Raw genomic sequence first — 25815 nt, 5'->3', positions numbered from 1 at the left:
CGCAGTCCGCGACGTCAGCGCTCCAGACGTGACTTCGCGGCTGCGCCCGTTGTTGTGCGCGTGCGCGCCGTGCCGGGCGCGGCGGCGCGCGGCGAGACCATCGTGCGGCAGCGATGGCGCACCTCCTTGCTGAACTCGGTGCACACCTGCGTCATCAGGTCCGTGGACCGGTACACCATGAACACATGGAAGTCCGGCAGCTCGTCGCGAATGGGCAGCGTGTGCAACGCGTCGCGCCTGAGGACGAGCGGCCCGCTCATGCCGTAGAACACGAAGTCCGACCAGATGCTGATGACATCCGTGCAGGTCGCGAGCTGCAGGCCGAGCAGGTTCGACACGCTGTGCACGATGCGCCTCGGCATCTCGAGGCGATTCAGGCGCATGAGGCTCGCGAGCGGGCTGCCGGGATCGTCCAGCGGGTCGAGCGTGAGCCAGTCGGCCTCGAGCAGATCGCGCAGGCGCGTCGTGCGTGCAAGCGGGTGGCCGGGACGCGTGGCGAGCACCATGCCCACCGAAAAAAGCGGCTCCCACTGAAACGCGCTCGTGCCGGGGCCGCTGTTCGTCGAGACGAGCGCGAGGTCGAGGCGGCCTTCGCGCAACCCTTCGAGTATCTGTTGCGGCCGCATTTCATAGGCGTGCACCGCGACGCCCGGAAAGCGCGCGCGAAACGCCGCGATCGACTCGGGCAGCGGCCCGCTCGATGCAACGGCGGAAAAGCCGATGTTCAATTGCGCCTCGGCATGGCCGCGCATGCCTTCGATATCTTCCAGCGCGTGGCGCAACTCCTGTTCGACCACGCTCGCGCGCTTCGCGAGCGCGCGCCCGTAATTCGTGAGGCTCACGCCACGCACCGAGCGCGACATGAGCGTCACGCCCAGTTCGCGCTCCAGTTCCGCCACCGCCTTGGAAAGCGCCGGCTGCGAGATATGCAGGCTGCGCGATGCCTCGTGCATGCTGCCGTGCTGCGCGAGCGCGAGCAGGACGCGCAACTGGTGCAGTTTCATCTGTAGTGCTCCAACGTTCTCCGATCGGAAGAGATTCTAAACGTTGCGAAACGCGGCGAGCATCGGAGCGCGGTGCGCCCGGTGTTACGTCGATACTTTGCCGACCAGATGAAAACGTGATGAGGGATGCCAAAGCTCGACGGCGGTCGCAACGGCGCTGCCGACCCACGTACGCCGCCACATCAGCAGGCAGGGCTCGCCAATATTCATCGAAAGATGGCGTCGTATGTCCGCGTCCGGTTTTTGCGCGTAGATCCGGAACTCCGCCCGTTGAACCGGCGCGAGCCGCATCATGTAGTGATTCGGTGTTTCCAGTGTGAAGTCCTGCTCGAGATAACCCGGAAACACATGAGGGTTTACGTAGCGGTCCTCGTACAGAATCGCTTCGTCTTCCTCGTAGTGGACGATACGCGAATGGAACACGGAACCGCAGCCGAGCTCGAGTGCGGCCATCGCCTGATCGTTCGAGCTTGCTCCCAGCGTCAGCACCCGCGCGCTATGCCGGTGACCCCGCGCGGCGATTTCGTCGGCAATGTTGCGAACCTCGAGGACGGTCGATTCGACGTCGCGCGATGCGACGAACGTTCCCGCACCCTGAACGCGTCTGAGCACATGCTCGGCCGACAGTTCGCGCAGCGCGCGCGATACGGTCATTCTCGCGACGCCGAATTCCTTGACGAGCTCGGTCTCCGACGGAATGGCCTCACCCGGCTTCCAGGTCCCGTCCGTGATTCGATCGACCACGTAGCGCTTGATCTGCTCGTACGCCGGAGCGGCCTTATGCGCTGTCGCGGCATGCGTCGAGTTGTCGATGAGCGAAGATGGCGCGTTCATACCTGACCTCGCATCAGACGCCGACAGTGCCGGGAACCGCGCTGCTCGCCGGGGCCGCCGTACTGCGCGCGACTGGCGGCATGTCCAGCTCCGTTTCCCGCGAGACGGTCCTGGTGCCATCACATGCCGGGCTGGGAAGCGGCGGTGGGGCGCCGTCGGCAATGAGGCGAAACGCGAAAGTCATATCGTCGGAGAGCGGGCGGTCGTCGCGATAGGTCGGCAGCGTGGCGCGCACGCTGGCGTAAAGCGCATCCGTGTAGGGCGCGCGCGCCGCGTTGAGCGGCTGCAGATCGTAGGCTTGCGCCGTAGCGAGCAGTTCGATGCCGAGAATGCGGTTGCTGTTCTCGATCACCACAAGCGCCTTCAGCGCGGCCGGCGTCGCATGGCACAAGTGATCTTCCTGCAGCCCCGATGTCACGCCGCCGTCGAGACTCGCGGGAGCGGCTTCACGGCGGTTCTGCGCGACGAGCGACGCGGCCGTGTACTGCGCAATCATGAAACCTGAGCGCGTGCCGGATGCGTGAGCGAGGAAGGCGGGCAGGCCGCTCACGAGCGGGTTCACCAAACGGTCGAGACGGCGCTCGGCCATTGCCGCGACTTGCGCAATCGCGGTTGCGAGACTGTCCATGGCGAGCGCGATCGAGGCGCCGACCGCATGCGCCTGCGAGTACACCTGGGGCGACTCCGGCGTGCCGGCAACGATCGGATTGTCAGTCACCGAGGCAAGCTCGCGGTTCACGACTTCGGCCGTTGCAGCGAACGTGTCTCGTGCGGCGCCGTGCACGTGCGGAATCGTGCGTACGCTGAGCGGGTCCTGTGTGCGCCGCCCGAGCGAGACCTCGAGCAGCGAGCTACCGGCGAGCGCCGCGCGCAGACGCTCGCCCACGCGGGCGAGGCCCGGCGACACGCGAAACGCAAGCGAACGGGTGTCGAACGCCGCGATCTGGCCGCCGAGATTCTCGAAGCTCATCGCCGCAACGACGTCCGCCCAGTCGAGCAAGCGCTCCGCGCGGTGAAGCGCGAGCGCCGCGAGCCCGGTCACGCACGGCGTGCCGTTCACGAGGCTCAATCCCTCCTTCGCTTCGAGCGACAGGGGCTGCAAGCCGAGCCGCTGCAGGGCTTGAGCACCGCTCACGCGCTCGCCGTTCCAGCGCACATGTCCCGCGCCCACGCAAACGAGCGCGATATGCGCCATATGGCTCAGATAGCCGACGGAACCGAACGCGGGCACCTCCGGCAGGCAATTCGCCTCCAGCAGCGCGGCAAGACGCTCGACGACTTCGAGGCGCACACCCGAGTGTCCATGCGCGAAGTTGTTGATGGCCGCAGCCATGATCGCGCGCGTCTCTTCCGCGTCTAGCGGCTCGCCCNCGCCCACTGCGTGGCTCATGAGGATGTTGTGCGACAGGTCGTGCTGTTCGTCTTGCGAGACGACCACGTCGCACAGCGCGCCGACGCCCGTGTTCACGCCATACGCACGGATGCCGCGCGCGACGATCTGTTCGACGAGCACACGGGCGCTACGAATGTTCGCCTGCGCATCGGCGCAGAGTATCAGCGGCTCGCCTGCGGCGACGGTGGCGATCGCGCGCCAGTCGAGCGGATTCTGGGTACGGGTGATGGCCATGGGAGTGCGTGTGCCTGGTGCGGGTTCAGTGAGCGTTGCGATCCTGGTGGCTCGACACGAACTGGCGGAAGCGGTCCGACTTCAGTTCGCCGAATACCTCGTCTGGCGTGCCATCCGAATCCACCTGGCCCTGGTGCAGGAACATCACGCGATTCGAAACGTGGCGCGCGAAGCCCATCTCGTGCGTGACGACGAGCATCGTGCGGCCTTCGTCGGCGAGCGTGCGCATCACGCGCAGCACTTCGCCGACCAACTCGGGGTCGAGCGCCGAGGTCGGCTCGTCGAACAGCATCACCTTCGGATGCATCGCGAGCGCGCGCGCAATCGCCACGCGCTGCTGCTGGCCGCCCGACAGATGTGCGGGGTAGTGGCCGCGCTTGTCGGCAAGGCCGACCTTGGCGAGCAGCGCCTCGGCTTCTTCGACCGACTCGGCGCGGCTGCGCTTGAGCACGCGCATGGGGCCTTCGATCAGGTTGTCCAGCACGGTCATGTGCGACCACAGGTTGAAGTTCTGAAACACCATGCCGAGCTGCGAGCGCACGCGGTCGACCTGACGGCGGTCGCCCGGTTGCAGCTTGCCGTCGCTGCGGCGCTTCATCTTGAGTTCCTCGCCCGCGAGCGCGACCGAACCGTCGTCCGGCGTCTCCAGCAGATTCAGGCAGCGCAGGAACGTGCTCTTGCCCGAGCCGCTCGCGCCGAGAATCGAAATGACGTCGCCCTCGTGAGCGTCGAGCGAAATGCCCTTGAGCACGTGATGGTCACCGAACGACTTGTGGATGTTGCGCACCGACAGCGCAACGGGTGCTGACGTATTCATCAATCTCTCCAGGTAGGGCGGCGGGTCACGACGCGGCACGCGTGGCTTCGAGCGGCGCGGCGGGTTTGCGCGGGGCGGGCGGCGCCGCGCGCAGGTGGCGCGACAGCCGTTGCTCGACGAAGCCGATCACGCGCACGACCACGAAGTTCAGGAACAGGTAGATCAGCGCGGCGCACGTAAACACCTCGGTGGTGCGATAGGTCTGCTGAATGATCTGCTGCGCAACCCCCGTCACTTCCCAAACGGTGACGAGGCTTGCCAGTGCCGTCGACTTGACGAGCAGCACGGCTTCGGTCGAATACGCGGGCAGGCACTGACGCAGCGCGATCGGGCCGATCACGCGGCGCAGCAGGGCGAAGCCGGAAAGTCCGATCGAGTAGCCGGCTTCGATTTGTCCGACGGGCACCGCCATGAGGCCGCCGCGGATGATCTCGGCCGTGTATCCCGCCGTGCACAGCGCGAGCGACAGGACCGCACAGACATAGGGCTCGCGCAACACCGGCCACAGAAAGCTTTCGCGAATCACGCCGAACTGCCCGAGGCCGTAATAGACGAGGAACATCTGGATCAGCAGCGGCGAGCCGCGAAATACGAGGATGTAGGCGCGCGCAAAACGGTTCGGCAGCCAGTGCGGCGAGACCCGCATCGTGACGATCACGAGCGAGAGCAAGCCGCCCAGCACGAGCGACGCGAAGAAAAGACCGAGCGTTGTCGGCACGGCGCCGATGAGCTGGCGCATCGTGTCGAGCAGGAACGCGAAATCGATATTCATGAGTGTGCGCTCCCCGATCAGTTGCGCGCAAAGTTGCGCTTGAACGAGCGGCCGACGACCGCTTCGGCGCGACCGAAGACACGGTTCGACACACCCGTCATGGCGAGATAGAGCAGACCGCCGACGACGAAGAAGAGGAAGTACTGGTGCGTTGAGCCCGCTGCGATCTGGCTCGCCCGCAGCAACTCGGCGAGCCCGGTGACCGAAATCAGCGCGGAGTCCTTGAGGCTCAGTTGCCAGACGTTGCCGATGCCGGGCAGCGCGTAGCGCAGCACCTGCGGGATCAAAATCCGGCGAAACAGCGTGAGCGTCGGCATGCCTATCGCGCGAGCGGCTTCGAGTTCGCCGCGTGCCACGGCGAGCACGGCTGCGCGATAGACCTCGGCCTGATAAGCGCCCGAAATCATGCCGACCGCGAACGCGCCGACGGCGAAGGGCGGCACGCCGACGAATCCTTCGGCGCCGAACCATTGACCGACGGTGGTGACCAGAGAAGAGCCGCCGAAGTAGAACAGATAGATGACGAGCAATTCGGGCACGCCGCGAAAGACGGTCGTGTAGAAGTCGCCGAACACGCGCAGCACGCGCAAGCGCGAGAGCTTCGCGGCGGCGATGAGCGCACCGAACACGGCGCCGATTGCTAATGCGGCAAGCGTGAGCACGACGGTCATCAACGCGCCGAGGAGCAGAACGCTACCCCAGCCGTCCGGCCCGAGGCCGAGTGTGTTGAATAGCGATAACAGAGACATGGCATGGATCCACGCGGGTCGGGAAGCGAAGGCGCGCGTCAGGCGCGGCGCGCGCGGCCAGGATGCGACGCTTACGGCGTCACGTCGGTCTTGAACCACTTCAGTGCGAGCTTCTTCACGGTGCCGTCGGCAAGTGCCGCCGTGATCGCGCTGTCGAACTTCGCCTTCAGGTCGGCGTCCTGTTTGCGGAACGCGAGGCCTTCGCCCGGACCCCAGATCGGACCGGAAATCATCGTGCCGGCAATCACGACGGGCGACTTGTCGGCGTTGGCGGCGTAGTAGGTCACGTCGTCGAACGTCGCGTCGATGCGGCCGTTGGTGAGATCGAGATCACGCTCGGGCGCGGTCTTGTACACGCGCACTGACGCGACGTCCTTGAAGTTGGCGTTGATGAAGCCGGTGTACACCGTGCCCGACTGGATGCCGATCGTCTTGCCTTTCAGCGCCTTGCGCATCGACTCGATGGCGGGCGCGTTGCTGCGCGAGTCTGCGTCGAGCTTCAGAGGCGGCGTGTTCGGGCCGCCCTTCGGCAGGATCTTCGGATCGGACACGGCGAAGGTTGCCGGGGTGGCCGCATAGGGCTTCGAGAATGCAATGATTTTCTCGCGATCCGGCGTGATCGAGATCGCATCCATCAGGACATCGAACTTGCCCGCCTGCAGGCCCGGAATCATGCCGTCCCAGTCCTGGGCGACGAGCTTGCACTGGATTTGTGCACGCGCACACAGGTTTTCGACGAGTTCGGGTTCGAAGCCGCCAAGCTTGCCGCCGGGCAGTGTCAGGTTCCAGGGCGCATAGCTGCCGTCGAGCGCGATCGTCACGCTTTTCCATTCCTTCGCGCCGGCACTGCCGCTTCCAAGCAGCGTGACGCCGAGTGCTGCGCCAATCAGCGCTTTTGCCAGCCGGGTGTACTTCGCCTGCATGACCATGCTCCTTTGTCGGTGGGTACCGTGGACTCGTGGGGACGTTCTTTCGTTCGTGCGACTTGCATAGACAAGCATGGAGAGAAAAGAATTTGAGTGCAAGAGAATTTCATAAATCCAGACTCATGGAAAACCCTGTGCATAGGCGTGGATTCGCGATGAATCCATGCTTGTGGCAAGACGAGACGTCGTTGCGGCATGGGCTGTCGCAGTCATTGGTGTGCCTCATTAATTTGTCTAGTCATGTCGAGGGCTGTGAGCCGTAATGAAAAGGAGACGCGCAATGGCGGCCATCGCTCGATGGCCGTTCCGCGTCACTGCGATTCCATCCGGTTATCAAGATGAAAATTTGTGACTTCTTTCAAAAGTGAGACCTGCCTGAATATCGACCGGCCGCTTCCTGTTCCCACCGCTCCACGTCTCGCGGAGATCCGCCATGAATGACGCCACGCTCAGCGCCACCGCCCCGCTTGCGCCGCCCGCGGCCACTCGCCAGAGCCAGTTCCGCCTGATCGCCGCGTGTTCGATCGGCAATGCGCTCGAAATGTACGACTTCACGGTCTACAGCTTTTTCGCGCTGCTGATCGGCCGGCTCTTTTTCCCCTCGGACAGCACTTACGGCTCGCTGCTGCTGGCCGTGGCGACGTTCGGCATCGGTTTCGTGATGCGGCCGCTGGGCGGCCTCGTGATCGGCAGCTATGCCGACCGGCGCGGGCGCAAGGCCGCCATGACGCTGACCATCGCGCTGATGGTGGCGGGCACGCTGTGCATCTCGCTCGCGCCGACCTATGCGCAGGCCGGCGTGCTGGGCTCGCTCGTGATTCTCGCGGGGCGGCTCCTGCAGGGCTTCTCGCTCGGCGGCGAAATCGGCGCGTCCACGGCCATGCTGATGGAGTCCGGCGAGGTGGGGCAGCGCGGCTTTCGCGTGAGCTGGCAGCTGGGCAGCCAGGGCATCTCGGCGCTCGTCGGCGCGCTCACGGGCGCCGTGCTCTACGCCACGCTCTCGCCGCAGGCGCTGGAGAGCTGGGGCTGGCGTCTGCCGTTCCTGGGGGGCCTGCTGATCGCGCCGGTGGGCCTCTATATCCGCTCGAAACTCGACGAAACGCACGAGGCCGAGCCCGACGCGCCCAGCCCGCTCGGCACGCTCATGCGCGAGCACGGCGCGAAAGTGGGTCTCGGCATTCTCTCGATCACGGCGGGCACCGTGGGCATGTATCTCGTGGTGTTCTTCATGCCGACCTACATGATCCGCGTGCTCAAGATGCCGCCGTCGCTCTCGCTGCTTTCGGGCTGCGCCACGGGCTTCACGATGCTCGTCGCATCGCTCGTCTCGGGGCGTCTCGCCGACCGCCTCGCGCGCCGCAAGCGGCTCGTGCTCGGTGCGCTGCTGTTCAACATCGTGGCCATCGTGCCCGCGTTCTGGCTGATGACGCGCATGCCGGGCGTGCCGCTCGTGCTCGCGCTCTCGGTCATGATCACGGCCGCGGCGAATCTCGGCTCCACCCCCATGCTGCTGATGCTCATGGAAATGCTGCCCGCCGGCGTGCGCGCAAGCGGTCTTTCGGTCATCTATAGCGTGGGCGTGACAGTGTTCGGCGGCAGTTCGCAGTTCATCGTCACATGGCTGCTCGCGAAGACCGGCAATCCGCTTTCGCCCGCGGTCTATCTCGTCGTTTGCGGGCTCATCTCGCTGTGCGCCGTCGGCGCGATTCGCGAGCGGCGCGTCGGCTGACGATGCGTTGCGCGCAGCTTTTCGCCTTTCGATCCTTCACACGATTAACGGAATCCTCATGAAACGTGAACCGTCGCTCACGCCGTTCCAGTTGCTGCCCACCTTGCTGCCCGAAATCGAGATCGACGCCGGGACGTTCATCGACATTCGCCGCCAGATTCATTCGCAGCCCGAACTAGGCTTCGAAGTGGGCGCCACGGCGAAGCTCGTCGCCATGCTGCTGGAGAATTGGGGCTACGACGTGCATACGGGCATCGGCAAGAGCGGCGTCGTGGGGCAGCTCAAGGTGGGCGACGGCAAGCGGCGCCTGGGCATTCGCGCCGACATGGACGCGCTGCCGATCGTCGAGAACACGGGTCTGCCGTACGCGAGCCAGACGCCCGGCAAGATGCACGCGTGCGGCCACGACGGCCACACGGCCATCCTGCTCGCCGCCGCGAAAGCGCTGGCGGAGCGGCGCGATTTCGACGGTACGCTCAACCTGATCTTCCAGCCCGACGAAGAAAACCTGTGCGGCGCGAAGGCGATGATCGAAGACGGTCTGTTCGAGCGCTTTCCCTGCGACGCGGTCTACGCGCTGCACAACATGCCGGGCGTGCCGGCCGGGACGTTTCGCGTGCTGCCGGGGTCGGTGAGTCTTTCGTCGGATGTGGCCGACGTGACGCTCAAGGGCGTGGGCGGCCACGGTGCGATGCCGCACCGCGTGAAGGACCCCATCGTGGCCGCGGCGGCGCTCGTGACGGCGCTGCAAACCATCGTCGCGCGCAACGTGGCGCCCGACGAATCCGCGGTGGTGTCCGTGGGCTACATTCGCGGCGGCGCGACCCACAACGTCATCCCGGAGACGGTCACGCTCGGGCTGAACATCCGTGCGGCGCGCGCCGAAACGCGCGCGCTGGTGGAAGCGCGCGTGCGCGAGATCGTGACGCTCACCGCCCAGGCACACGGCGTGGAGGCGCTGATCGACTACCGGCAGCTCACGCCGCCGATGGTCAACACGCCGGCGGAAACCACGCTCGCGCAGCAGGTCTGCGCGGAGCTGGTGGGCGAGGACAACGTGGTCATGCAGGCGCCCAAGGGCTTGAACGGCAGCGAGGACTTCGCCTGGATGCTCAATGCGGTGCCCGGTTGCTACCTGCTGCTCGGCAACGGAGAAGGGGAGTTCGGCGGCTGCATGGTGCACAACCCCGGCTACGACTTCAACGACCAGGTGCTGCCGCTCGGCGCGGCGTGCTGGGTGCGGCTCGCGCAGCGGTTTCTCGTCGCGTGACGAAGTGCAAGTCGTTAGTCATTCGAATCATCTGCGTGGGCGGCCAGCAGGTCGGGCGTCAGGCCCAGCCGCTCGCGCAGATCGAGCCAGCCGCGCGGCGTGACCTGCACCGCGCGCGACGCACGCGTGCGACGCATCCAGCCGCGTTCGCACAGCAGCGTGAGCAAGGCCACGCCGAGCGGCCCGGCCAGATGATGCTGGCGCTCGGTCCAGTCGAGGCATTGACGCGCAATGCCGTGGCGCCCCGGCTTGAGCGCGGCGACGTCGAGCCCGAGTTCGCCGAACCATGTCTCGCCCGCGGGCGTCACCGCGAAGCGTTTGTCCGCTTGCGCCGTGATGAGCCCCGCGTCCGTGAGGCGCTCCGTGATCGCCACGCCGACCTGGCCCGCGAGATGGTCGTAGCAGCAGCGCGCGAAGCGCAGGTCCCGCGCCTCGCGGCCCAGCGGCTTGCGGCGCACCGGTGCGCGCGCGCCGACCGTCGCGAGGTTTTCGAGCAAGGTCGCGACCTGGGCATCCGCGAGCCGGTAGTAGCGGTGGCGGCCTTCCTTTTCCACGGTGAGCAGCCCACCGTCCAGCAGCTTCGCCAGATGGCTGCTCGCGGTTTGCGCGGTCACGCCGGCCGCGTAAGCTAGTTCGCCGGCGGGCAGCGCGCGGCCATCGGCTAGCGCCATCAGCATCGCGGCGCGCGCGGGGTCGGCGATCAGGAAGGCCGTGGCGGACACCCTCGGGTGCGTGTTCATGCCATTCATGCGTTTCTCCAGGACATACGCATAGCGTAGCGCGCGAGCCGGGTCGCATGTTTCGACACGCATCGAAGCATCGGCCCTGCCGTGCGCCCGATACTGGGCTCGTGACCGGCGCCCAACGCGCGCCGGCGTAGCGGGAGAGCCCATGCAGATACACGAGACGCACGAGACGCACAGCCGCGAGCAGCAATGCCGGGTGCTCTGGGCCACGAGCATCAGTTATGTCGTGGTGATCCTCGACACCTCGATCGTCAATGTCGCGCTGGAGCGCATCGGCGCGAGCCTTGCTGGCGGCGTGGCCGGCCTGCAATGGGTCGTGAACGCCTATACGCTCACGTTCGCGAGCCTGCTGCTTTCGGGCGGCACGCTCGGCGACCGGCTCGGCGCGCGCCGGGTCTATATGGCCGGCCTCGCGGTCTTCACCGCGGCCTCGGCGTTGTGCGGCGCCGCGCCGAGCCTCGCGCTGCTCACGCTTGGACGCGTGCTGCAGGGCCTCGGCGCGGCGCTGCTCGTGCCCGCCTCGATGGCGCTCATCAACGGCGCGTGCGCCAACGCGCGCGAGCGCGCGGCCGCCTTCGGCGTGTGGGCTGGACTCGGCGGCGTCGCGATGGCGGCGGGCCCGTTGCTGGGCGGCGTGCTGATCGGGCTCGCCAGCTGGCGCAGCATCTTTCTGCTCAACGTGCCGGTGTGCCTCGCCGGCATCGTCATGGCCGCGCGCGTGGCGCCGCAGCCGCGAAGAGGCGCGCCACGCCGGCTCGATCTCGCGGGCCAGGCGGCGGCCATCGCGGCGCTGGCGCTGCTCAATGCCGCCATCATCGAGGCGCCTGCGCACGGCTGGCATGCGCCGCTCGTCGCGGGCGGTCTCGTGCTGGCGGGTGGGGCGGCGATCGCCTTCGTCGCGCTCGAAAAGCACCGCGCGCAACCGATGCTGCCGCTCGGCTTCTTCCGCGAGAGCGTGTTCAGCGCGGCCGTGCTGGTCTCGATGATTTCGGCGTTCACGTTCTACGGTCTGCTATTCGGACTCAGCCTGTATCTCCAGCACGAGCGCGGCTACGCGCCGTTGCGCGCGGGTCTCGCCTTCCTGCCGCTCACCGTGGTGGTGCCGATCGGCAGTCTGCTGTCGCGGCGCGCGGTGGCGTGGCTCGGCCCGCGCGCGCTCGTCGCGCTCGCCTGCCTGCTCGCGGCGGCCGGCTATCTCGGCGCGGCGGTTTGCGGCGCGACGGCGCGATACGACTTGCTGGCCTTGCCGCTGCCGGCCATCGGTTTTGCCGCGAGTCTGATCACGCCTGCGGCCACGGCGGCGCTCATGGCGACGGTCGATCAGGGCCGCGCGGGCATCGCCGCCGGCGTGCTCAACGCCGCCCGGCAGACCGGCGCGGCGCTCGGCGTGGCCGTGGCGGGCGCCATGATCGCGGGGCGCGCGTCGATCGGCGCGGGCATGCGCGTGAATCTGCTGATCGCCGTCGTGCTCTCGGCAGGCGCGGCGTGGGCGTGGTGGCGTGCGTGGTCCCGCTACGCAACGCATGCCGCCGAGTCGCATGGCGCGAAGAAGACCCATGCCGGGTAGCCGTGCGCCTGATTCCTCCCCGCGCGCGCCCTGGATCATCCGCTGTGCATTCTGGGATAAAGTGCCGTTGCATGCATCGCGCATTCGCGCGGGCCGTGCGCCATAGGAGGAGTTTGTCATGGCCGAATACGGGCAACATCCCTCGTCCGTGCTGGCGCTCAAGAGCGCCCACGACTTCGACACGACGATCACGCGCCTGAAGACCGCGCTGGCCAAGGCAGGCGCGGATATCTTCGCCGACGTCGACCAGCGCGAAGCCGCCGAGACCGCCGGGCTCAACCTGCGCCGCACGCGCCTCATCCTGTTCGGCAATCCGAAGGCCGGTACGCCCGTCATGGCGGCCAACCCGCACGCGGCGGTCGAGTTGCCGCTGCGCATGGTGATCTGGGAAGACAACGAAGGGCACACGCGGCTCGACTATCGCGACGTCTCGCAGACGCTCGGCCCGCTCTATGGCATCGACGCCGAAGTGCTCGTGCCGCTGCAGCGCGTGGTGGGGCTGCTGCAGACCGCCGTGCAATAGCGGCAAACGAACTGCGCGCCTCGCGCCAGTAGCTTCGGCCGGCGCCCGAGCGCCCATCTTCGGCGGACGCTTAAAAAATTGACAGCCGCGGCGCGCTTCGCTTAACGTAGGTGCCTTGCGACTTCACCCGGCGAGCGGGCGAAGCGCGTCGCCCGCCGCTGCCTCGATCCGCCGATGACCTCCCGCGCAGAAGACCCCGACGATCCGCCTCGCGATCGTGCCGGGGTGTCCGATTCGACTTCCGCATCTTCATCGACGCCATCGCCTGCCGTCTCCCGCACGCAGCAAGCGCTACCCGAAAACCCGCACGACGCCGATGTCGAGCAACACTGGCGGCGCAATCTCGCGGTCTGCGTGGTGGGCTCGTTCACGACGCTCGTCGCCATGACGCTGATGCTGCCGTTCCTGCCGCTCTACGTGGAGGAACTGGGCGTGCACGGCCACGCGGCGATCGTGCAGTGGTCGGGTATTGCGTACAGCGCGACGTTTTTCACGGCCGCGCTCGTCGCTCCCGTGTGGGGGCGCCTCGGCGACCGCTACGGCCGCAAGCCCATGCTCGTGCGCGCGAGCCTCGGCATGGCGATCACGATGTCGCTCATCGGCATGTCGCGCAATATCTGGCAGCTCGTCGCGCTGCGTTTGCTCGCGGGTTTCGCGGGCGGTTATTCGTCGGGCTCGACCATCCTCGTCGCCACGCAAACGCCGCGTCACCGCTCGGCGTGGGCGCTCGGCGTGCTGTCGTCGGGCATCATGGCCGGCAATCTGATCGGGCCGCTGCTGGGTGGCACGCTGCCGCCGCTCATCGGCCTGCGCGCCACGTTCTGGGTGGCGGGCGCGACGATCTTCGCGGCCTTTATCGCGACCTGCGTGTTCGTCAAGGAAGCGCCGCGCCCCGCGCGCGCCGCGCAGCATGCGGCGCAGAAGGGCGGCTGGTCGGCGCTGCCCAACAAGCGCCCGATCGTCGCCATGCTCGTGACCGGCATGCTGCTGATGCTCGCCAACATGTCGATCGAACCCATCATCACTGTGTACGTGGCGACGCTCGTGCACGACCCCGCACGCGTGACCTTCGTCGCGGGCCTCGCGATGTCGGCGGCGGCGCTCGGCAGCATCGTCGCGGCTTCGCGGCTCGGGCGCGTCGCGGACCGTGCAGGGCACGCGAAAGTGATCGTCGGGGCGCTGGCGGCCTCGGCATTGCTGCTCGTGCCGCAGGCGTTCGTCACGGCGGGCTGGCAACTCGTCGCGCTGCGCTTTCTCATGGGCGTGTCGCTCGCGGCGCTGCTGCCGTGCATCGCGACCGTGATTCGTCACAACGCGCCGGACCATGCCGCGGGCAGCGTGCTCGGCTATTCGGTATCGGCGCAGTTCGCGGGGCAGGTGCTCGGGCCGCTGATCGGCGGCTTCGTCGGCGGGCATCTGGGCATGCGCGCCGTGTTCCTCGGCACGAGCCTGCTGATGCTGGCGGGCGCGCTGTTTGCGTGGCGCGCGGTGGGTTTCGCCCGGCGCGCGTAACGCGGCGGGCAGGCTGCGCGCAGGCGTTGAAAGTGTGAGAGGCGAGGGCGGCGGATCTTGCGCGCCGCCGCCTCAGGTTCATCGGCGCTCGTTCAGCGGGCGCGGGTCAGTGACCAAAAAAAACGTCGCAGTCGGGACGCGGCCAGCACATCTTGCCCGTGCGATGGCCTGAGGCGCTGTGCGTATCGGGCGTGCCGCCATACGACATGTCGGTGCTGGCCTGAGCCGAAGCATCGGCGTCGTCGGTCATCGTCTGATGCGCGCGCTCCTGCGAAACGGGTTCGTCCTTCGCGCGCGCCGTGCCGGGCGCAACGGCTGTCACGGCCGCCACGCATGTGGCGATCAATGCCAGGCGTAATGTCATATCAACCTCCTTTCTCGAGTTCGTGAGTGCGCCTTCGCGGCAATGACGAAGTCACTGCGGGATAACGGCGGAGTGGCTCCGCGGCGAAGGTGCGCGCGAGCGAGAGGCAAAGCCTCAAGCCGCACACTCATCTGGAAAGTCGGGATGCCTGCGCGCAGCGCACGGCTGCCGAACGTCTTAGCTCACTGCTCACGAAGGAAGCTCGCCCACGCATTCGGGGGCGGCACAGCGCGGCGCGACGCAAGAAGAAGGGGCGAGCGGGCGCGCAGAGAACATCCGCACTGTGCTTTCAGTTATAGCTCGCGCCGCACGGAGTGCAATTGGCTCAATCCCGGCCCCGCGCGCGGACCGAATCCAGGGCCGAATCCAGAACCCCGCACACACAGTCCCTTCAACGATTCTTTCGATTCTGAAAATTACTGAAAGTATTCGGAAATTAAACGGTCGCCGTGTAGTCATCTTGCGATGTTGTAATGCGCTCGCTCTGATGTAAGGCGCATTGGAGCCCGTCCGCAGGCTGGATGGGCGCCGCCTGAACGGCGCGGCGGCAGGGCGCACTGGTGCGCGCCGCGTCTGAAGGACTCTAAAAAGCAACTCAAACAATCGATGGAGCCTAACTACATGTTGTATCGCCGAGCATTACTCGCCCTGCCTTGTGCGGGCCTCGCTGCCGCGCTGTTTGCATGTGGCAGCAGCAATTCGAATTCGGGGACGTCTGCAGCCGCAGCCGCGTCGGCGCAGGATACGCTGACGACGGCCACGCCGATCAAGCACCTCGTCGTGATCTACGGCGAGAACGTTTCGTTCGACCACTACTTCGCCACCTACCCGAGCGCCACGAATCCGAGCGGCGAGCCGGCCTTCACGGCCGCTTCGGGCACGCCGACGGTCAACGGCCTCACCACCGCGCTGATCAACTCTAACGGCAACGCGAGCACGACGCTCAACGGCGCGAACGCTTCGCCGCCGTTCCGTCTCGACCGCACGCAGGCCGCCACGGCCGATCAGAATCACGCCTACACGGCCGAACAGCAGGCCGGCGACAACGGCTTGCTCGACCTGTTCCCGACGTACACGGGTAAGGGCACGAGCGGCGGCGCGGGCGCCTTCGGCACGAAGGGCCAGGTGATGGGCTTCTACGACGGCAACACCGTCACGGCGCTGTGGAACTACGCGCAGAAGTTCGCGATGAGCGACAACGCATGGACCACGACCTACGGTCCGTCGACGCCGGGCGCACTCGAAGTCGTCTCGGGCCAGACCAACGGTCTCGAACTCGTGAACACGTCGAAGCTGCCTTCGACGGTTGCGGCGCCCAGCTACTACATCGAAGACGGCGCAGGCGGCCTGACGATGATGGGTGACGTGGATCCGGGCTACGACACGTGCTCGAGCAAGACCGACCAGGGCATGATCAACGCGCAGAACATCGGCGACCTGCTGAACGCGCAGAAGATCACGTGGGGCGGCTTCATGGGCGGCTTCAACCTGCAGACGGTCAACGCCAACGGCACGACGGGCTGCCTGCGCAGCACGGTCGCAACGGCCGTGAACGCGGCGACCGCCGACTACAGCCCGCACCACAACTGGTTCCAGTACTTCAAGACGACGGCGAATCCGCAGCATCTGCGCCCGAGCGCGACGGCGGCCGTTGGCTCGACGCTCGAAGCGGACGGCAAGACGCTGGACCCGGCCAACCACCAGTACGACACGGACGACTTCTTCGCGGCTGTGACGGCGGGCACCTTCCCGTCGGTGAGCTTCCTCAAGGCACCCGCTGCCCAGGACGCGCACGCGGGCTATTCGGACCCGCTCGACGAGCAGCAGTTCGTGACCAAGGTCGTGAACTTCCTGATGCAGCAGCCGGACTGGAAGAACACGGCCGTCGTCGTGACCTATGACGATTCGGACGGCTGGTACGACCACCAGTACATGGCGCCGGTGCATTCGTCGCTGAACGCGGCCGATCAGCTCAACGGCAACGCCGTGTGCGGCAGCGGCACGCAGCCCACGGGTATCGCGGGCTCACCGGTCAACGGCCGTTGCGGTCCGGGCACGCGCATTCCGTTCCTCGTGATCTCGCCGTGGGCGAAGGCCAACTACGTCGACCATACGTTCATCGATCAAGCTTCGGTCGTGCGCTTCATCGAGGACAACTGGCTCGGCGGCGGACGTCTCGGCGGCGGTTCGTTCGACGCAGCCGCAGGCGACATGCGCGCGCTGTTCAACTTTAGCGGTACGGGTAATCTGCCGGTGTTGTATCTCGACGGCACGCTGGGCACGCAGTTGAGCTCCGCGCCGTCGATCTGATCGACGTCCGGCGCGAGGTTCGACCGTCGGCACGCGCAAGTCGCGCGCGTGCAGGACGGCCGGCCTCGCGCCGTTGTCACGTCGTGTGGCTCTCGCCGCGTTGCGCGCCAGCTTCGATGTTCGCTGGGTGCTCGCGGCGTTCGGCTTTTCCTTCTCGTGGTATTACGCAAAGAAAGATCGCATCATGTCCGAGCTTTCCACTTCGCCTACACCGTCTTCACCCAAACCGCGTAGCGCGGCGAGGCCCACGCGGGTCGTCCTGCGCGCTGCCGCCGCCGTGATCGCGGTCGGCGCACTGGGTTTTTGCGCCTACGCCGTGGCGTTTCCGGCCAACGTGCCCGATGCCGTGGGCGAGGTCGTCGAGAACCTGACGGGCGCGAATCCGCACCCGGTGGTGCTGCAGCGCCCGCCAGTCGCACCGCTTTCGGCGATGGCGCAGCTCGGCAAGCAGCTCTTTTTCGATCCGGCGCTCTCGGGCTCCGGTCAGCAGTCCTGTGCGTCGTGCCATAGCCCCGATCGTTCCTACGGTCCTCCCAATGGGCACGACGTGCAGCTGGGCGGCCTCGCGATGAACCAGCAGGGTTATCGTCCGCCGCCTTCGCTCATGTATCTGTACCGTCAACCGAACTTCAGCATCGGGCCCGACCAGGGCGAAGCCGACGACGCGCCGACGGTCGCCCAGCAGGCCACGGCCGCAGCCGACGTCGTGAAGTCGCAGAAGGTGGCGGGCGGCGCATCGACTTCCGTGGAGATGGTGCCGCAGGGCGGCCTGTTCTGGGACGGCCGCGCCGACACGCTGCAGCAGCAGGCGTATGGCCCGCTGCTCAATCCCGTGGAAATGGCGAACACGAGCATCGAACAGGTGGCGACGAAGCTCGAAAAGGCGCCGTATGCGAAGCACTTCACGGAGCTGTTCGGCGACCGGATCTTTGGCGACCCGAAGCTGGCGGTGGCGGAGGCGATGTTCGCGATCTCGCGCTACCAGGTGGAAGATCAGTCGTTCCATCCCTATAACAGCAGGTACGATCGCTGGCTCGAAGGCCATGCGCGCCTCTCGCAAGCCGAGCTGCGCGGCTTGCGCCTCTTCAACGACCCGAACAAGGCGAACTGCGCGGGCTGCCACCTCTCGAAGCCCGGCAAGGACGGCCTGCCGCCCATGTTCACCGACTACCAGTACGAGGCGCTGGGCGTGCCGCGCAACAACAAGCTCGCGCAGAACAAGGACCCGCACTTCTTCGATATGGGCGTGTGCGGCCCGTTCCGCTCGGACTTCAAGGACCAGACGCAGTACTGCGGCATGTTCCTCACGCCCACGCTGCGCAATTCGGCTACGCGCACGGTGTTTTTCCATAACGGCGTGTACCACAACCTCGACGACGTGATGGCGTTCTACAACGATCGCAATACGGACCCGGGCAAGTTCTATCCGCACGGCGCCGACGGCAAGATCGACAAGTACGACGATATTCCGCCGCAGTTCCAGAAGAACGTGGACGTGACCGATGCGCCGTTCGACCGCAAGTTCGGCGACAAGCCGGCGATGACGCCAAGCGACATTCAGGACATCATCGCGTTCCTCAAGACGCTCGACGACGATCCGCAGCCGTCGAAGCAATGAGCGAGGCCGGGCAACCCGTCTTCGACAAGTAAAAGGGCGTGTCCGGCATTCGCCGGGACACGCCCTTTTTTGTGGCGGATGCTGCACTAACCCTTACTTGTCCCCATGGGCGAGATGAATCGTGACGATCACGGAGGCGTCGTCGAGCGCTTCCAGCGCGTGCGTTTCGCCGCCGCCGAGCAGCAGCATGTCGCCGGCGTGCATGGTGCGCGGGTCGCCGTTCACGAAGAAACGGATCACGCCTTCCACGCACTGCACCGTGATCTCGCCGGGTACGCTGTGCTCGGGCAGGCGCTTGCCCGTGGGCAGCACGATGCGCATGACTTCGAGTTGCTGCGCGCGGATCAGGGTAGTCGACTTCGTGGTCTTGAGCGCGCCGCCTAGCGGCCGCACGTCGAAGACCTCACCCGGCGCGGCATGGGGGATGGCCATGACAGCCTCTCAAACGAGCTTCGCGTTGAGCGTGATCTTCGCGTTGTTGGCGAAGAGCTTCGACACCGGGCAGTTTTCCTTGGCGCCCTTCGAAAGCTCGTCGAACTTCGCTTGATCGATGCCCGGAATCTTCGCCGTCATGTCGAGCTGGCAGCTCGTGATGGCGAAGCCTTCGCCCACCTTGTCGAGTGTGACGGTCGATTTCGTCTCGATGCTCTCGGCCGTGAAGCCCGCCTGGGTGAGAAAGAGCGAGAACGCCATCGTGAAGCAGCCCGCGTGCGCCGCGCCGATCAACTCCTCGGGGTTGGTGCCGGGACCGTCTTCGAAGCGCGAGGCGAAGCCATACGGCGCTTCTTTGAGCACGCCGGTTTGCGTGGAGATCGTGCCCTGTCCGTCCTTGATGCCGCCGTGCCATTTTGCCGATGCCGTCTTTTGCATGATGTCGCTCCGCGAGGTTGGGTGAGGGACGTGCAGGGCGCGCAATTTGCGTACCGCCGCAAGCCCCGCGTGGTTGGGTTCAGGGTTGCTTCGGCGGCGTTTCGCCCGCGTACCAGGCGGCGGCCGCGTCGATTTCCTCGGGCGTCATGTTGCGCGCGATGTTGCGCATCTGCTCGGAAATGTCGTTATGGCGCGTGCCGTTCGCGAACGCGAGCAACTGCGCCTTGGTGTACGCGGCCGGCAGGCCGTCGAGCCACGGGCTGCCGATCTTGCTGTCCACGCCGCCATGGCAGGCCGCGCACGCGGGAATATTGCGCAGCGGCGCGCCGTGCGCCACGATGGCGGGTGCGCCGCCATGCAGGTGCGCGATCGGCTGCAGCGAGGCGTAGTAGGCGGCGAGGTCGCGCATGTCCTCGTCGGACAGGTCGCGCGCCATGGGCGACATCACCGCGTTCTGGCGGGCGCCGGTCTGGAAGTCGTGCAGTTCCTTGAAGACCACGATGGCGAACTGGCCCGCCAGATTCGGCGAATTGGCCATGCTGATGCCGCGCGGGCCATGGCACATCGTGCAGCGCAAGGCGAGCGTCGCGCCGCGGCCAACCGAGAGCGTCGTCGCGCCGTCGAGCATGTGCGGCGTCAGTTCGACCTGGCTCAGCTGGTAGCCCGGCGGCACCGCCGACCCGACCGGGTGCCACTCGCGCGGCACGCCGGCCGCGCTGCAGATCGCCGTCCAGATGCCCTGAAAATACGGGTCGCTCTTGGCGGAAGGCAGCCAGATGAAGCCGATCAGCACGGAGACGACGAACACGACGATCGCCGTGCCCACGCCCGCGCGAAACCACACATTGCGAAACGAGAACAGGCGTTCGTCGCTCATCGCTGTGCTCCAATCGGGATCGCGGGCACGGCCGTTTCGGGCGTCGCCAGCAGTTGCGCGATCGGGTAGCCATAGTTGGTGATCGTGAGCGCGATCATCAGCACGACCCACAGCCCGAAGCTATTGAGCGCCACCGGCAGCGTGGCCGACTCGTGCACCGGCTTGCTGAAGCGATATTCCTCGGGCGCGGCCGCCTCGCTGCGATGCCCCTGGAGCAGCACGGTGAAGAACAGCACCGCCGAGATCACGAGGATCAGTCCGCCAATGGCCGAGAGCACCACGAGTGCGCCCTGGCCCGCGAGCGCCGGGTCGCTGTAGTCGTAGTAGGCCATGCGCCGCGGCATGCCCATGAGGCCGACCAGGTGCCACGGAAAGGTCGTCACGATCATCCCGATGAACCACAGCCACAACTGCCAGCGCATGAGGCGCCAGTTGTTGAGCGCGCGGCCCGTGATCTGCGGCCACAGGTCGTAGGCGATGGCGAAATACATGATGACGATCGCGCCGCCATAGATCAGGTGAAAGTGGCCCGTGATCCACTGCGTGTTATGGATGGTCTGGTCGAGCTGGTAGCTCATGTTGATGAGGCCGCCCGCGCCGCCAAAGCCGAGCATGACGAACGAGAACGCCACGGCCAGCATTTGCGGGTTCTGCCACGGCAGCTTCGCGATCCAGCCGAACGGGCCCTTGCCGCCGCGCAGCCGCCCGGCGATTTCGACCGACGCGCAGATCGTGAACACGGTGAGCAGCGTGGGCACCGAGACGAGCGCCGTGAACACCGACTGCACGAACTTGAAGCCCGAGCCCACCTGCGGATCGGTGAAGAGGTGGTGCAGGCCGATCGGCATGGCCACCACGAGAAACAGGATGAACGAAATGCGCGCCATCACGTCGCTGTAGAGCCGGCCGCCAATCGCGCGCGGAATGATCGTGTAGTAGGCGATATAGGCGGGCACGAGCCAGAAGTAGACGATGGCGTGCAGGGTCCAGGAGAAGAACACGCGCGCGAGACCCGCGTCGATCGTATTGCGCCAGCCGAAGGCCACGGGCAGGATCTGGAACAGCACTTCGATGGCCGCGCCCACCGCGGTCCAGCCCCAGAGATACGCGCCCGCCGTGGTCGCGAACATGGCGAGCGGCAGGGGTTTGCCGCGATTCTCACGCTTCCATTTCGCGGTGTTTATGCCCATCAGCGCGACCCAGACCCACGAGCCCACCACGACGAGCACGACGCCCAGGTAATAGAACACGTTGCCGATCATCGGCGGGTAGAACGTATAGAGCACGGAGGCGAGGCCGAGCGCCACGGGTACCGAGGCCGTGACGGCGCCGAGCGCGAGCAGGATGAAGCCGAGCCAGGCCCACTTCACGCCCACGAGCGGGCGCTTGAGCGCCAGTTCGCTGACCGCGTAGCCGAAGCCCATGGCGATGAGCGTGGGAAACACGTAACCCATCACGGTGCCGTGTTCCGTGACCGAGCGGTAGTAAAGCTCGGGGTCGTTGAGCCAGGGGTGCAGCGGGCTGCGCACGAACATCTGCCACGCGCCGAGCAGCAGCGCCACGCCAAAGACGATGAACGCGAGCCAGAAGTGGGCGAGTACGAGTCGCTTGTTATTTAACACAGCTGAGTCTCCGCGCGGAATTGCCTGCCTGGTTCGCCATCTGCATGAAGGCATCCTTGTCGATGACCTTCACGTGGGCCCACATGCCCTGGTGGCCCGTGCCGCAGTATTCGTGGCACGGCATGAGGTGGTCGGCGGGTTTGTCGAAGGTCGTGCGGAACGTCGAGATGTAGCCCGGCTCGACCATCGAGTTCAGGTTGGTGTCCGTGACGAGAAAGCCGTGCACGACATCGGCGCTCGTCGCGCGGAACGTAATGGGTGTGTTCGTCGGAACGACGATGCATTGCGGCGTGAACGAGTATTGCTGCGCGAGAATGCGCACCGTCACGGAACCGTCGGTCTCCACGGCGCTGCCGAGGTTCGACTCGACGAATTCGCCGGACAGGTGCAGCGTTTCCGGATTGACGAGTTCCACGCGCGAGGGCGGCATCATGGCCCAGTGCAGGCCCGTGAACACCACCACGGCCACGAGCAGGGAGACGAACGCCACCATGAGCGTCGCCCAGCGGCGCTCGACGCGCGCGGCGACTTCGGCACTGGCATGGTTATCGAGCGGATTCGACATGAGGCCGGCCTTTTCTTGTCTGTCTGAGCTATTGGATGACGCCGCGCGGCAGGAACACGACGAAGTAGAAGATGAACCAGAGCGCGGCCACGATCGCCGTGGCAATGCCCGCTACCGCGAGCGCGCCGCCCGGGCCGCTGGCCACGATTTCGTCGACCTGTTCGTGTTGCGGGCGCTCGCCCGGTTGTTCGGGTACGGGAGTTTCGATCATCGCAGCCTCAGAAAAGCGGCGCGGAACGCAGCGCGTTCACTTCGTGCTCGGAAACCGGCGTGCCGTGATTGCCCCACGCCGTGCGGATATACGTGACCACGGCCGCCACTTCTTCATCGGAGAGCGACTGCGCGAAAGGCGGCATGCCATAGGGCATGGGATTCTTGCGCGTGCCCGGTGCATAGCCGCCGTTGAGGACCATGCGGATGGGATTCACGGCCGAGTTCATCTGGATCGACTGGTTGTCGGCGAGCGGCGGGAAATGCGGCGGCTTGCCCTGGCCTTCGGTCGCGTGACACACCGCGCACTGCGACTCGTAGATCTTCTTGCCGAGCGGCACGAGGCGGGCGGCTTCCTCCGTCACGAAGGTGCTCTTGGGCGACTTGTCGACCTCGTTGTTGCGGCCCGGCAGCGACTTCAGATACACGGCCACGGCGCGCACGTCGTCTTCGGTGAGGTACTGGAAGCTGTCGTAGACCACTTCGGCCATCGGGCCGTACACGGCGCCGCGCTTCGACACGCCCGCGTGCAGCAGATCGACGATGTCCTCGATGCTCCAGTCGCCAAGGCCCGCTTCCTTGTTCGAGGTGAGCGAAGGCGCGTACCAGTTCTGCACGGGAATCAGACCGCCCTCGAACGCCTTCGAGGGCGAGTTGCCGCCCAGCGCGTTGATGGCCGTGTGGCACATCGTGCAGTGGCCGAGGCCTTCCACGAGATAGGCGCCGCGATTCCATTCGGCGGACTGCTTCGGGTCGGGCTTGAACTCGCCCTGACGGAAGAACAGCGTGCGCCAGCCGAGCAGCAGCGCGCGCTTGTTATACGGGAAGCGCAGGTCGTGCGGGCGGTTCTCCTTGTGCACGGGCTGCGTGGAGAGCAGGTACGCGAAAATGGCGTCCGAGTCCGCGCGCGTGACCTTGGTGTACGACGCGAACGGCATGGCCGGATAGAGCAGCGTGCCGTCGCGCGACTTGCCCTCGTGCAGCATGCGGTAGAACTCGTCGGCGGTCCACGAGCCGATGCCGAAGGTCTTGTCCGACGAGACGTTCGGCGTGTAGAGCGTGCCGAACGGCGTTTCCATCGGACGCCCGCCGCCGAACATCTGCTCGGAAGGCACGGTGTGGCATGCAATGCAGTCGCCGGCGCGCGCGAGATATTCGCCGCGCGCGATCAGTTCGGCGTTGCTCGCAATCGGCTTCGCGTTGGCCGTGGCTGCCGCCGCGGCGGCTCTCGCCGCGTCCGCTGCGTTCGCGCTGGGCGCGGCCGTTTGCGCGAGCGCGACCGCGGCGCCCATGCAGAGCGTGGCGGCCGCGAGCGAGAGGCGCGTCGCGAGTGGCTTTGACGATGACGGGAGAAGGGATCGAAGTCTGCGCACGTCGAGGCCCCGGCTAGTTATGGACGCTGCCGCACGCGAGCGGCAGCGGCGAGGCCGCCGCCGGCGTCGTATCGGCGGGCGCGGGTTGCGACGAGAGCCAGGCCGCGATCGCGGTGATGTCGCGGTCGGCGAGACGGGTGGCGATGTCGTGCATGCAGTCGGGCGCAGCGGCGCGGCGCGTGCCGTAGCGGAACGCGCCGAGTTGTGCGCTGATGTAGTTCGCATGCAGGCCCACGAGGCCCGGAATGGCCGGCTGCATGCCCGTGAGCGAGGCGCCGTGGCAGCCTGCGCAGGCGGGCACGTTGCGCTTGCTGTCGCCGTTCATGACGAGCGTTTTACCGAGCGCGAGCGTGGCCGCGTCGACCGTGGGTTTGGCGGGCGGCGGATAGGGCGGGTGCTGCTGCGAGAAGAATTCCGCGATCTGCTTGAGGTAGGCGTCGGGCAAATACGCCAGCAGATAGTTCATGGGCGGGTAGCTGCGGCCGCCGTCGCGGAAGGCGACGAGCTGGTTGAACAGATAGCCGGCCGGCTTGCCCGCGAGACGCGGGAAGTAGTCGTTGTCGGTGCCTTCGCCGTGCGCGCCGTGACAGGCCGCGCAACCCATCACGCGGGCCTGCATCGTGTCAGGCGCGGGCTCGGCGGGCGGCGCCGCGAGGAGCGGCGCCCATGGCAGCGCGAGCGCAAGGATGAGTAGGACGATGCGGGTTCTCAATGATTCCCTCGTTGCGGATGGTAACGACACAAACGCGTTGCGATTCGATATCAGTTGAGGCGTCGTCCGTGGGGGATTCTCATTGTCCAAGACGGTCGGGCGCGCACCTTTTCGAGGAGATTATCGGAGAACGCCGACTTGTGCAGCCAGTATGTGCAAATAAATCTGCCGGATTATTGCAGCGCGATATGTTTGCTAACACAACGATGTGCGCTTCTTCCTGCGGGTCGGCGCGGCGCGAATTGCATCGGAATGCGAAATAAAATAAGGATCGTTCACGGAGCGATTTCGCGGGGTGCCCGGGCCTGCACGGGTGGCGTCCACCATGCGGTCGTAGGATGTCCTCAGTCGCATGCGCGCGCGCTTTTCCAGCGGTTGTCCGACAACGTATAATGGAATGACATGACTTACGCACGCATATCGAGCCAAGGAGATCCACATGGCGGAGTCGCTTGCCACGCCCATCGCCGCGCGTAGCCGCAATCTCGCCGAGCAGGTCGTCAACTTCATCAGCGCGCAGATCGCCGCGCGCGCGCTCAAGCCCGGCGACAAGCTGCCCACCGAAAGCAACCTCATGACGCAACTGGGCGTGAGCCGCACGGTGGTGCGCGAGGCCATCTCGCGTCTGCAGGCCATGTCGGTGATCGAAACGCGTCACGGCATTGGCAGCTTCGTGCTGGAGCCGCGCCGCGAGCCGCTCGGTCTCGACGTCGTGCCGGCCAGCACGCTGGACGATGTGCTTTCCGTGCTGGAGTTGCGCATCAGTCTCGAAACGGAGGCCGCGGGCCTTGCCGCCCAGCGTGCGAGCGAGCGCGACCTGGCCGGCATGCGCGCCGCGCTCGACACGCTCGACGTCGTCATCCGCACGGGCGGCGACAGCTCGGGCGCCGACCTCGAATTCCACGTCTCGGTGGCGCGCGCCACGGGCAACCGCTATTTCGTCGACATCCTCACGCAGATGGGCGCCGCGTTGATCCCGCGCCGTCGCGTCGATTCGGCTGGCATCGCGCATCGCGATCCGCAGGCTTACGCCGAGCTGGTGAACCGCGAGCACGAGAGCATTTTCGACGCCATCGCCCGTCACGATCCCGAAGGCGCACGCGCGGCCATGCGCATGCATCTGTCGAGCAGCCGCGAGCGGCTGCGCCGCGCGGCGGCCGAGTCCGGCGAAAGGGCATAACGCGTTCCAGCGCGTACCCTGCATGGAAAAACAGCGGC

At 66.4% G+C, this 25815-nt stretch carries 25 protein-coding genes; 8 read left to right on the top strand and 17 right to left on the bottom strand.

Going from position 1 to position 25815, the window contains the following annotated elements; translation table 11 throughout:
* Positions 1-14 precede the first annotated feature (14 nt).
* From A3CW_RS47775 to A3CW_RS0127000, 7 genes are all read right to left on the bottom strand, one after another.
* The gene (locus A3CW_RS47775; protein ID WP_035514093.1) at positions 15-1004 is read right to left on the bottom strand and encodes a LysR family transcriptional regulator; all 990 of its coding nucleotides are present in this window, start codon (positions 1002-1004) and stop codon (positions 15-17) included.
* A gap of 84 nt (positions 1005-1088) precedes the next feature.
* Positions 1089-1838, bottom strand: coding sequence for a histidine utilization repressor (gene hutC, locus A3CW_RS0127025; protein WP_035514090.1), 750 nt, complete (start codon positions 1836-1838; stop codon positions 1089-1091).
* Between the two features lie 13 nt (positions 1839-1851).
* Complete coding sequence (locus tag A3CW_RS0127020) at positions 1852-3465, bottom strand: HAL/PAL/TAL family ammonia-lyase (protein WP_028206341.1); 1614 nt, start codon at positions 3463-3465, stop codon at positions 1852-1854.
* Positions 3466-3490: 25 nt separating this feature from the next.
* Entirely contained in the window at positions 3491-4282 is a 792-nt protein-coding gene (locus A3CW_RS0127015) for an ABC transporter ATP-binding protein (RefSeq protein ID WP_028206340.1), read from the bottom strand.
* A 25-nt stretch (positions 4283-4307) separates the two neighbouring features.
* A complete protein-coding gene (locus tag A3CW_RS0127010; protein ID WP_028206339.1) occupies positions 4308-5054 on the bottom strand; it encodes an ABC transporter permease in 747 nt (248 codons plus the stop codon).
* A 17-nt stretch (positions 5055-5071) separates the two neighbouring features.
* Positions 5072-5803 carry an ABC transporter permease gene (locus A3CW_RS0127005; protein WP_035514088.1) on the bottom strand — a complete coding sequence of 244 codons (732 nt, stop codon included), beginning with the start codon at positions 5801-5803 and terminating at the stop codon, positions 5072-5074.
* 71 nt (positions 5804-5874) lie between these two features.
* The gene (locus A3CW_RS0127000) at positions 5875-6726 is read right to left on the bottom strand and encodes a transporter substrate-binding domain-containing protein (RefSeq protein ID WP_028206337.1); all 852 of its coding nucleotides are present in this window, start codon (positions 6724-6726) and stop codon (positions 5875-5877) included.
* 436 nt (positions 6727-7162) lie between these two features.
* On the opposite strand from A3CW_RS0127000, the gene A3CW_RS0126995 reads away from it, so the two are divergent.
* Both A3CW_RS0126995 and A3CW_RS0126990 read left to right on the top strand, forming a co-directional pair.
* A complete protein-coding gene (locus tag A3CW_RS0126995) occupies positions 7163-8458 on the top strand; it encodes an MFS transporter (protein WP_028206336.1) in 1296 nt (431 codons plus the stop codon).
* Between the two features lie 58 nt (positions 8459-8516).
* Entirely contained in the window at positions 8517-9728 is a 1212-nt protein-coding gene (locus tag A3CW_RS0126990) for a M20 aminoacylase family protein (protein WP_028206335.1), read from the top strand.
* Positions 9729-9742: 14 nt separating this feature from the next.
* Here the strand turns inward: A3CW_RS0126990 and A3CW_RS0126985 are convergent, their stop codons facing one another.
* Entirely contained in the window at positions 9743-10477 is a 735-nt protein-coding gene (locus A3CW_RS0126985) for an ArsR/SmtB family transcription factor (RefSeq protein WP_322787971.1), read from the bottom strand.
* Between the two features lie 142 nt (positions 10478-10619).
* Between A3CW_RS0126985 and A3CW_RS47770 the strand changes: the two genes are divergently transcribed.
* From A3CW_RS47770 to A3CW_RS47765, 3 genes are all read left to right on the top strand, one after another.
* A complete protein-coding gene (locus A3CW_RS47770; protein ID WP_051481745.1) occupies positions 10620-12041 on the top strand; it encodes an MFS transporter in 1422 nt (473 codons plus the stop codon).
* Positions 12042-12159: 118 nt separating this feature from the next.
* Complete coding sequence (locus tag A3CW_RS0126975; protein WP_028206333.1) at positions 12160-12564, top strand: DUF302 domain-containing protein; 405 nt, start codon at positions 12160-12162, stop codon at positions 12562-12564.
* Between the two features lie 174 nt (positions 12565-12738).
* Positions 12739-14076, top strand: coding sequence for a multidrug efflux MFS transporter (locus tag A3CW_RS47765; RefSeq protein WP_081771830.1), 1338 nt, complete (start codon positions 12739-12741; stop codon positions 14074-14076).
* Between the two features lie 106 nt (positions 14077-14182).
* Here the strand turns inward: A3CW_RS47765 and A3CW_RS47760 are convergent, their stop codons facing one another.
* Positions 14183-14440: a hypothetical protein gene (locus A3CW_RS47760; protein ID WP_035514085.1), complete on the bottom strand. Its 258-nt coding sequence runs from the start codon at positions 14438-14440 to the stop codon at positions 14183-14185.
* A 624-nt stretch (positions 14441-15064) separates the two neighbouring features.
* Between A3CW_RS47760 and A3CW_RS0126960 the strand changes: the two genes are divergently transcribed.
* Positions 15065-16750, top strand: coding sequence for a phospholipase C (locus tag A3CW_RS0126960; protein ID WP_028206332.1), 1686 nt, complete (start codon positions 15065-15067; stop codon positions 16748-16750).
* A 184-nt stretch (positions 16751-16934) separates the two neighbouring features.
* The gene (locus A3CW_RS0126955; RefSeq protein ID WP_028206331.1) at positions 16935-18368 is read left to right on the top strand and encodes a cytochrome-c peroxidase; all 1434 of its coding nucleotides are present in this window, start codon (positions 16935-16937) and stop codon (positions 18366-18368) included.
* A 93-nt stretch (positions 18369-18461) separates the two neighbouring features.
* Here the strand turns inward: A3CW_RS0126955 and A3CW_RS0126950 are convergent, their stop codons facing one another.
* From A3CW_RS0126950 to A3CW_RS0126915, 8 genes are all read right to left on the bottom strand, one after another.
* Positions 18462-18800, bottom strand: coding sequence for a cupin domain-containing protein (locus A3CW_RS0126950; RefSeq protein WP_028206330.1), 339 nt, complete (start codon positions 18798-18800; stop codon positions 18462-18464).
* A 9-nt stretch (positions 18801-18809) separates the two neighbouring features.
* Entirely contained in the window at positions 18810-19238 is a 429-nt protein-coding gene (locus tag A3CW_RS0126945) for an OsmC family protein (protein ID WP_028206329.1), read from the bottom strand.
* A 79-nt stretch (positions 19239-19317) separates the two neighbouring features.
* Positions 19318-20115, bottom strand: a complete 798-nt coding sequence (locus tag A3CW_RS0126940; RefSeq protein WP_028206328.1) for a c-type cytochrome — start codon at positions 20113-20115, stop codon at positions 19318-19320.
* Positions 20112-21737 carry a cbb3-type cytochrome c oxidase subunit I gene (locus tag A3CW_RS0126935; protein ID WP_028206327.1) on the bottom strand — a complete coding sequence of 542 codons (1626 nt, stop codon included), beginning with the start codon at positions 21735-21737 and terminating at the stop codon, positions 20112-20114. Before A3CW_RS0126935 ends, A3CW_RS0126940 begins: the two co-directional genes overlap by 4 nt.
* Complete coding sequence (locus A3CW_RS0126930) at positions 21727-22302, bottom strand: cupredoxin domain-containing protein (protein ID WP_028206400.1); 576 nt, start codon at positions 22300-22302, stop codon at positions 21727-21729. The genes A3CW_RS0126935 and A3CW_RS0126930 overlap by 11 nt, the downstream gene beginning before the upstream one ends.
* 28 nt (positions 22303-22330) lie before the next feature.
* Positions 22331-22513 (bottom strand): hypothetical protein, encoded by a 183-nt coding sequence (locus tag A3CW_RS0126925; protein ID WP_028206326.1) that lies wholly within the window; start codon positions 22511-22513, stop codon positions 22331-22333.
* 7 nt (positions 22514-22520) lie between these two features.
* Positions 22521-23804, bottom strand: a complete 1284-nt coding sequence (locus tag A3CW_RS0126920; protein ID WP_028206325.1) for a c-type cytochrome — start codon at positions 23802-23804, stop codon at positions 22521-22523.
* A gap of 94 nt (positions 23805-23898) precedes the next feature.
* Complete coding sequence (locus tag A3CW_RS0126915) at positions 23899-24627, bottom strand: c-type cytochrome (RefSeq protein WP_081771829.1); 729 nt, start codon at positions 24625-24627, stop codon at positions 23899-23901.
* Between the two features lie 409 nt (positions 24628-25036).
* On the opposite strand from A3CW_RS0126915, the gene A3CW_RS0126910 reads away from it, so the two are divergent.
* On the top strand, positions 25037-25777 hold the full coding sequence (locus A3CW_RS0126910) for a FadR/GntR family transcriptional regulator (RefSeq protein WP_028206323.1): 741 nt from the start codon (positions 25037-25039) through the stop codon (positions 25775-25777).
* The last annotated feature ends 38 nt before the right edge of the window (positions 25778-25815 follow it).

This window comes from Paraburkholderia nodosa DSM 21604 (genome assembly GCF_000519185.1).
GTDB lineage: Bacteria > Pseudomonadota > Gammaproteobacteria > Burkholderiales > Burkholderiaceae > Paraburkholderia > Paraburkholderia nodosa.
This window is presented reverse-complemented; position numbering and strand designations above follow the sequence as displayed.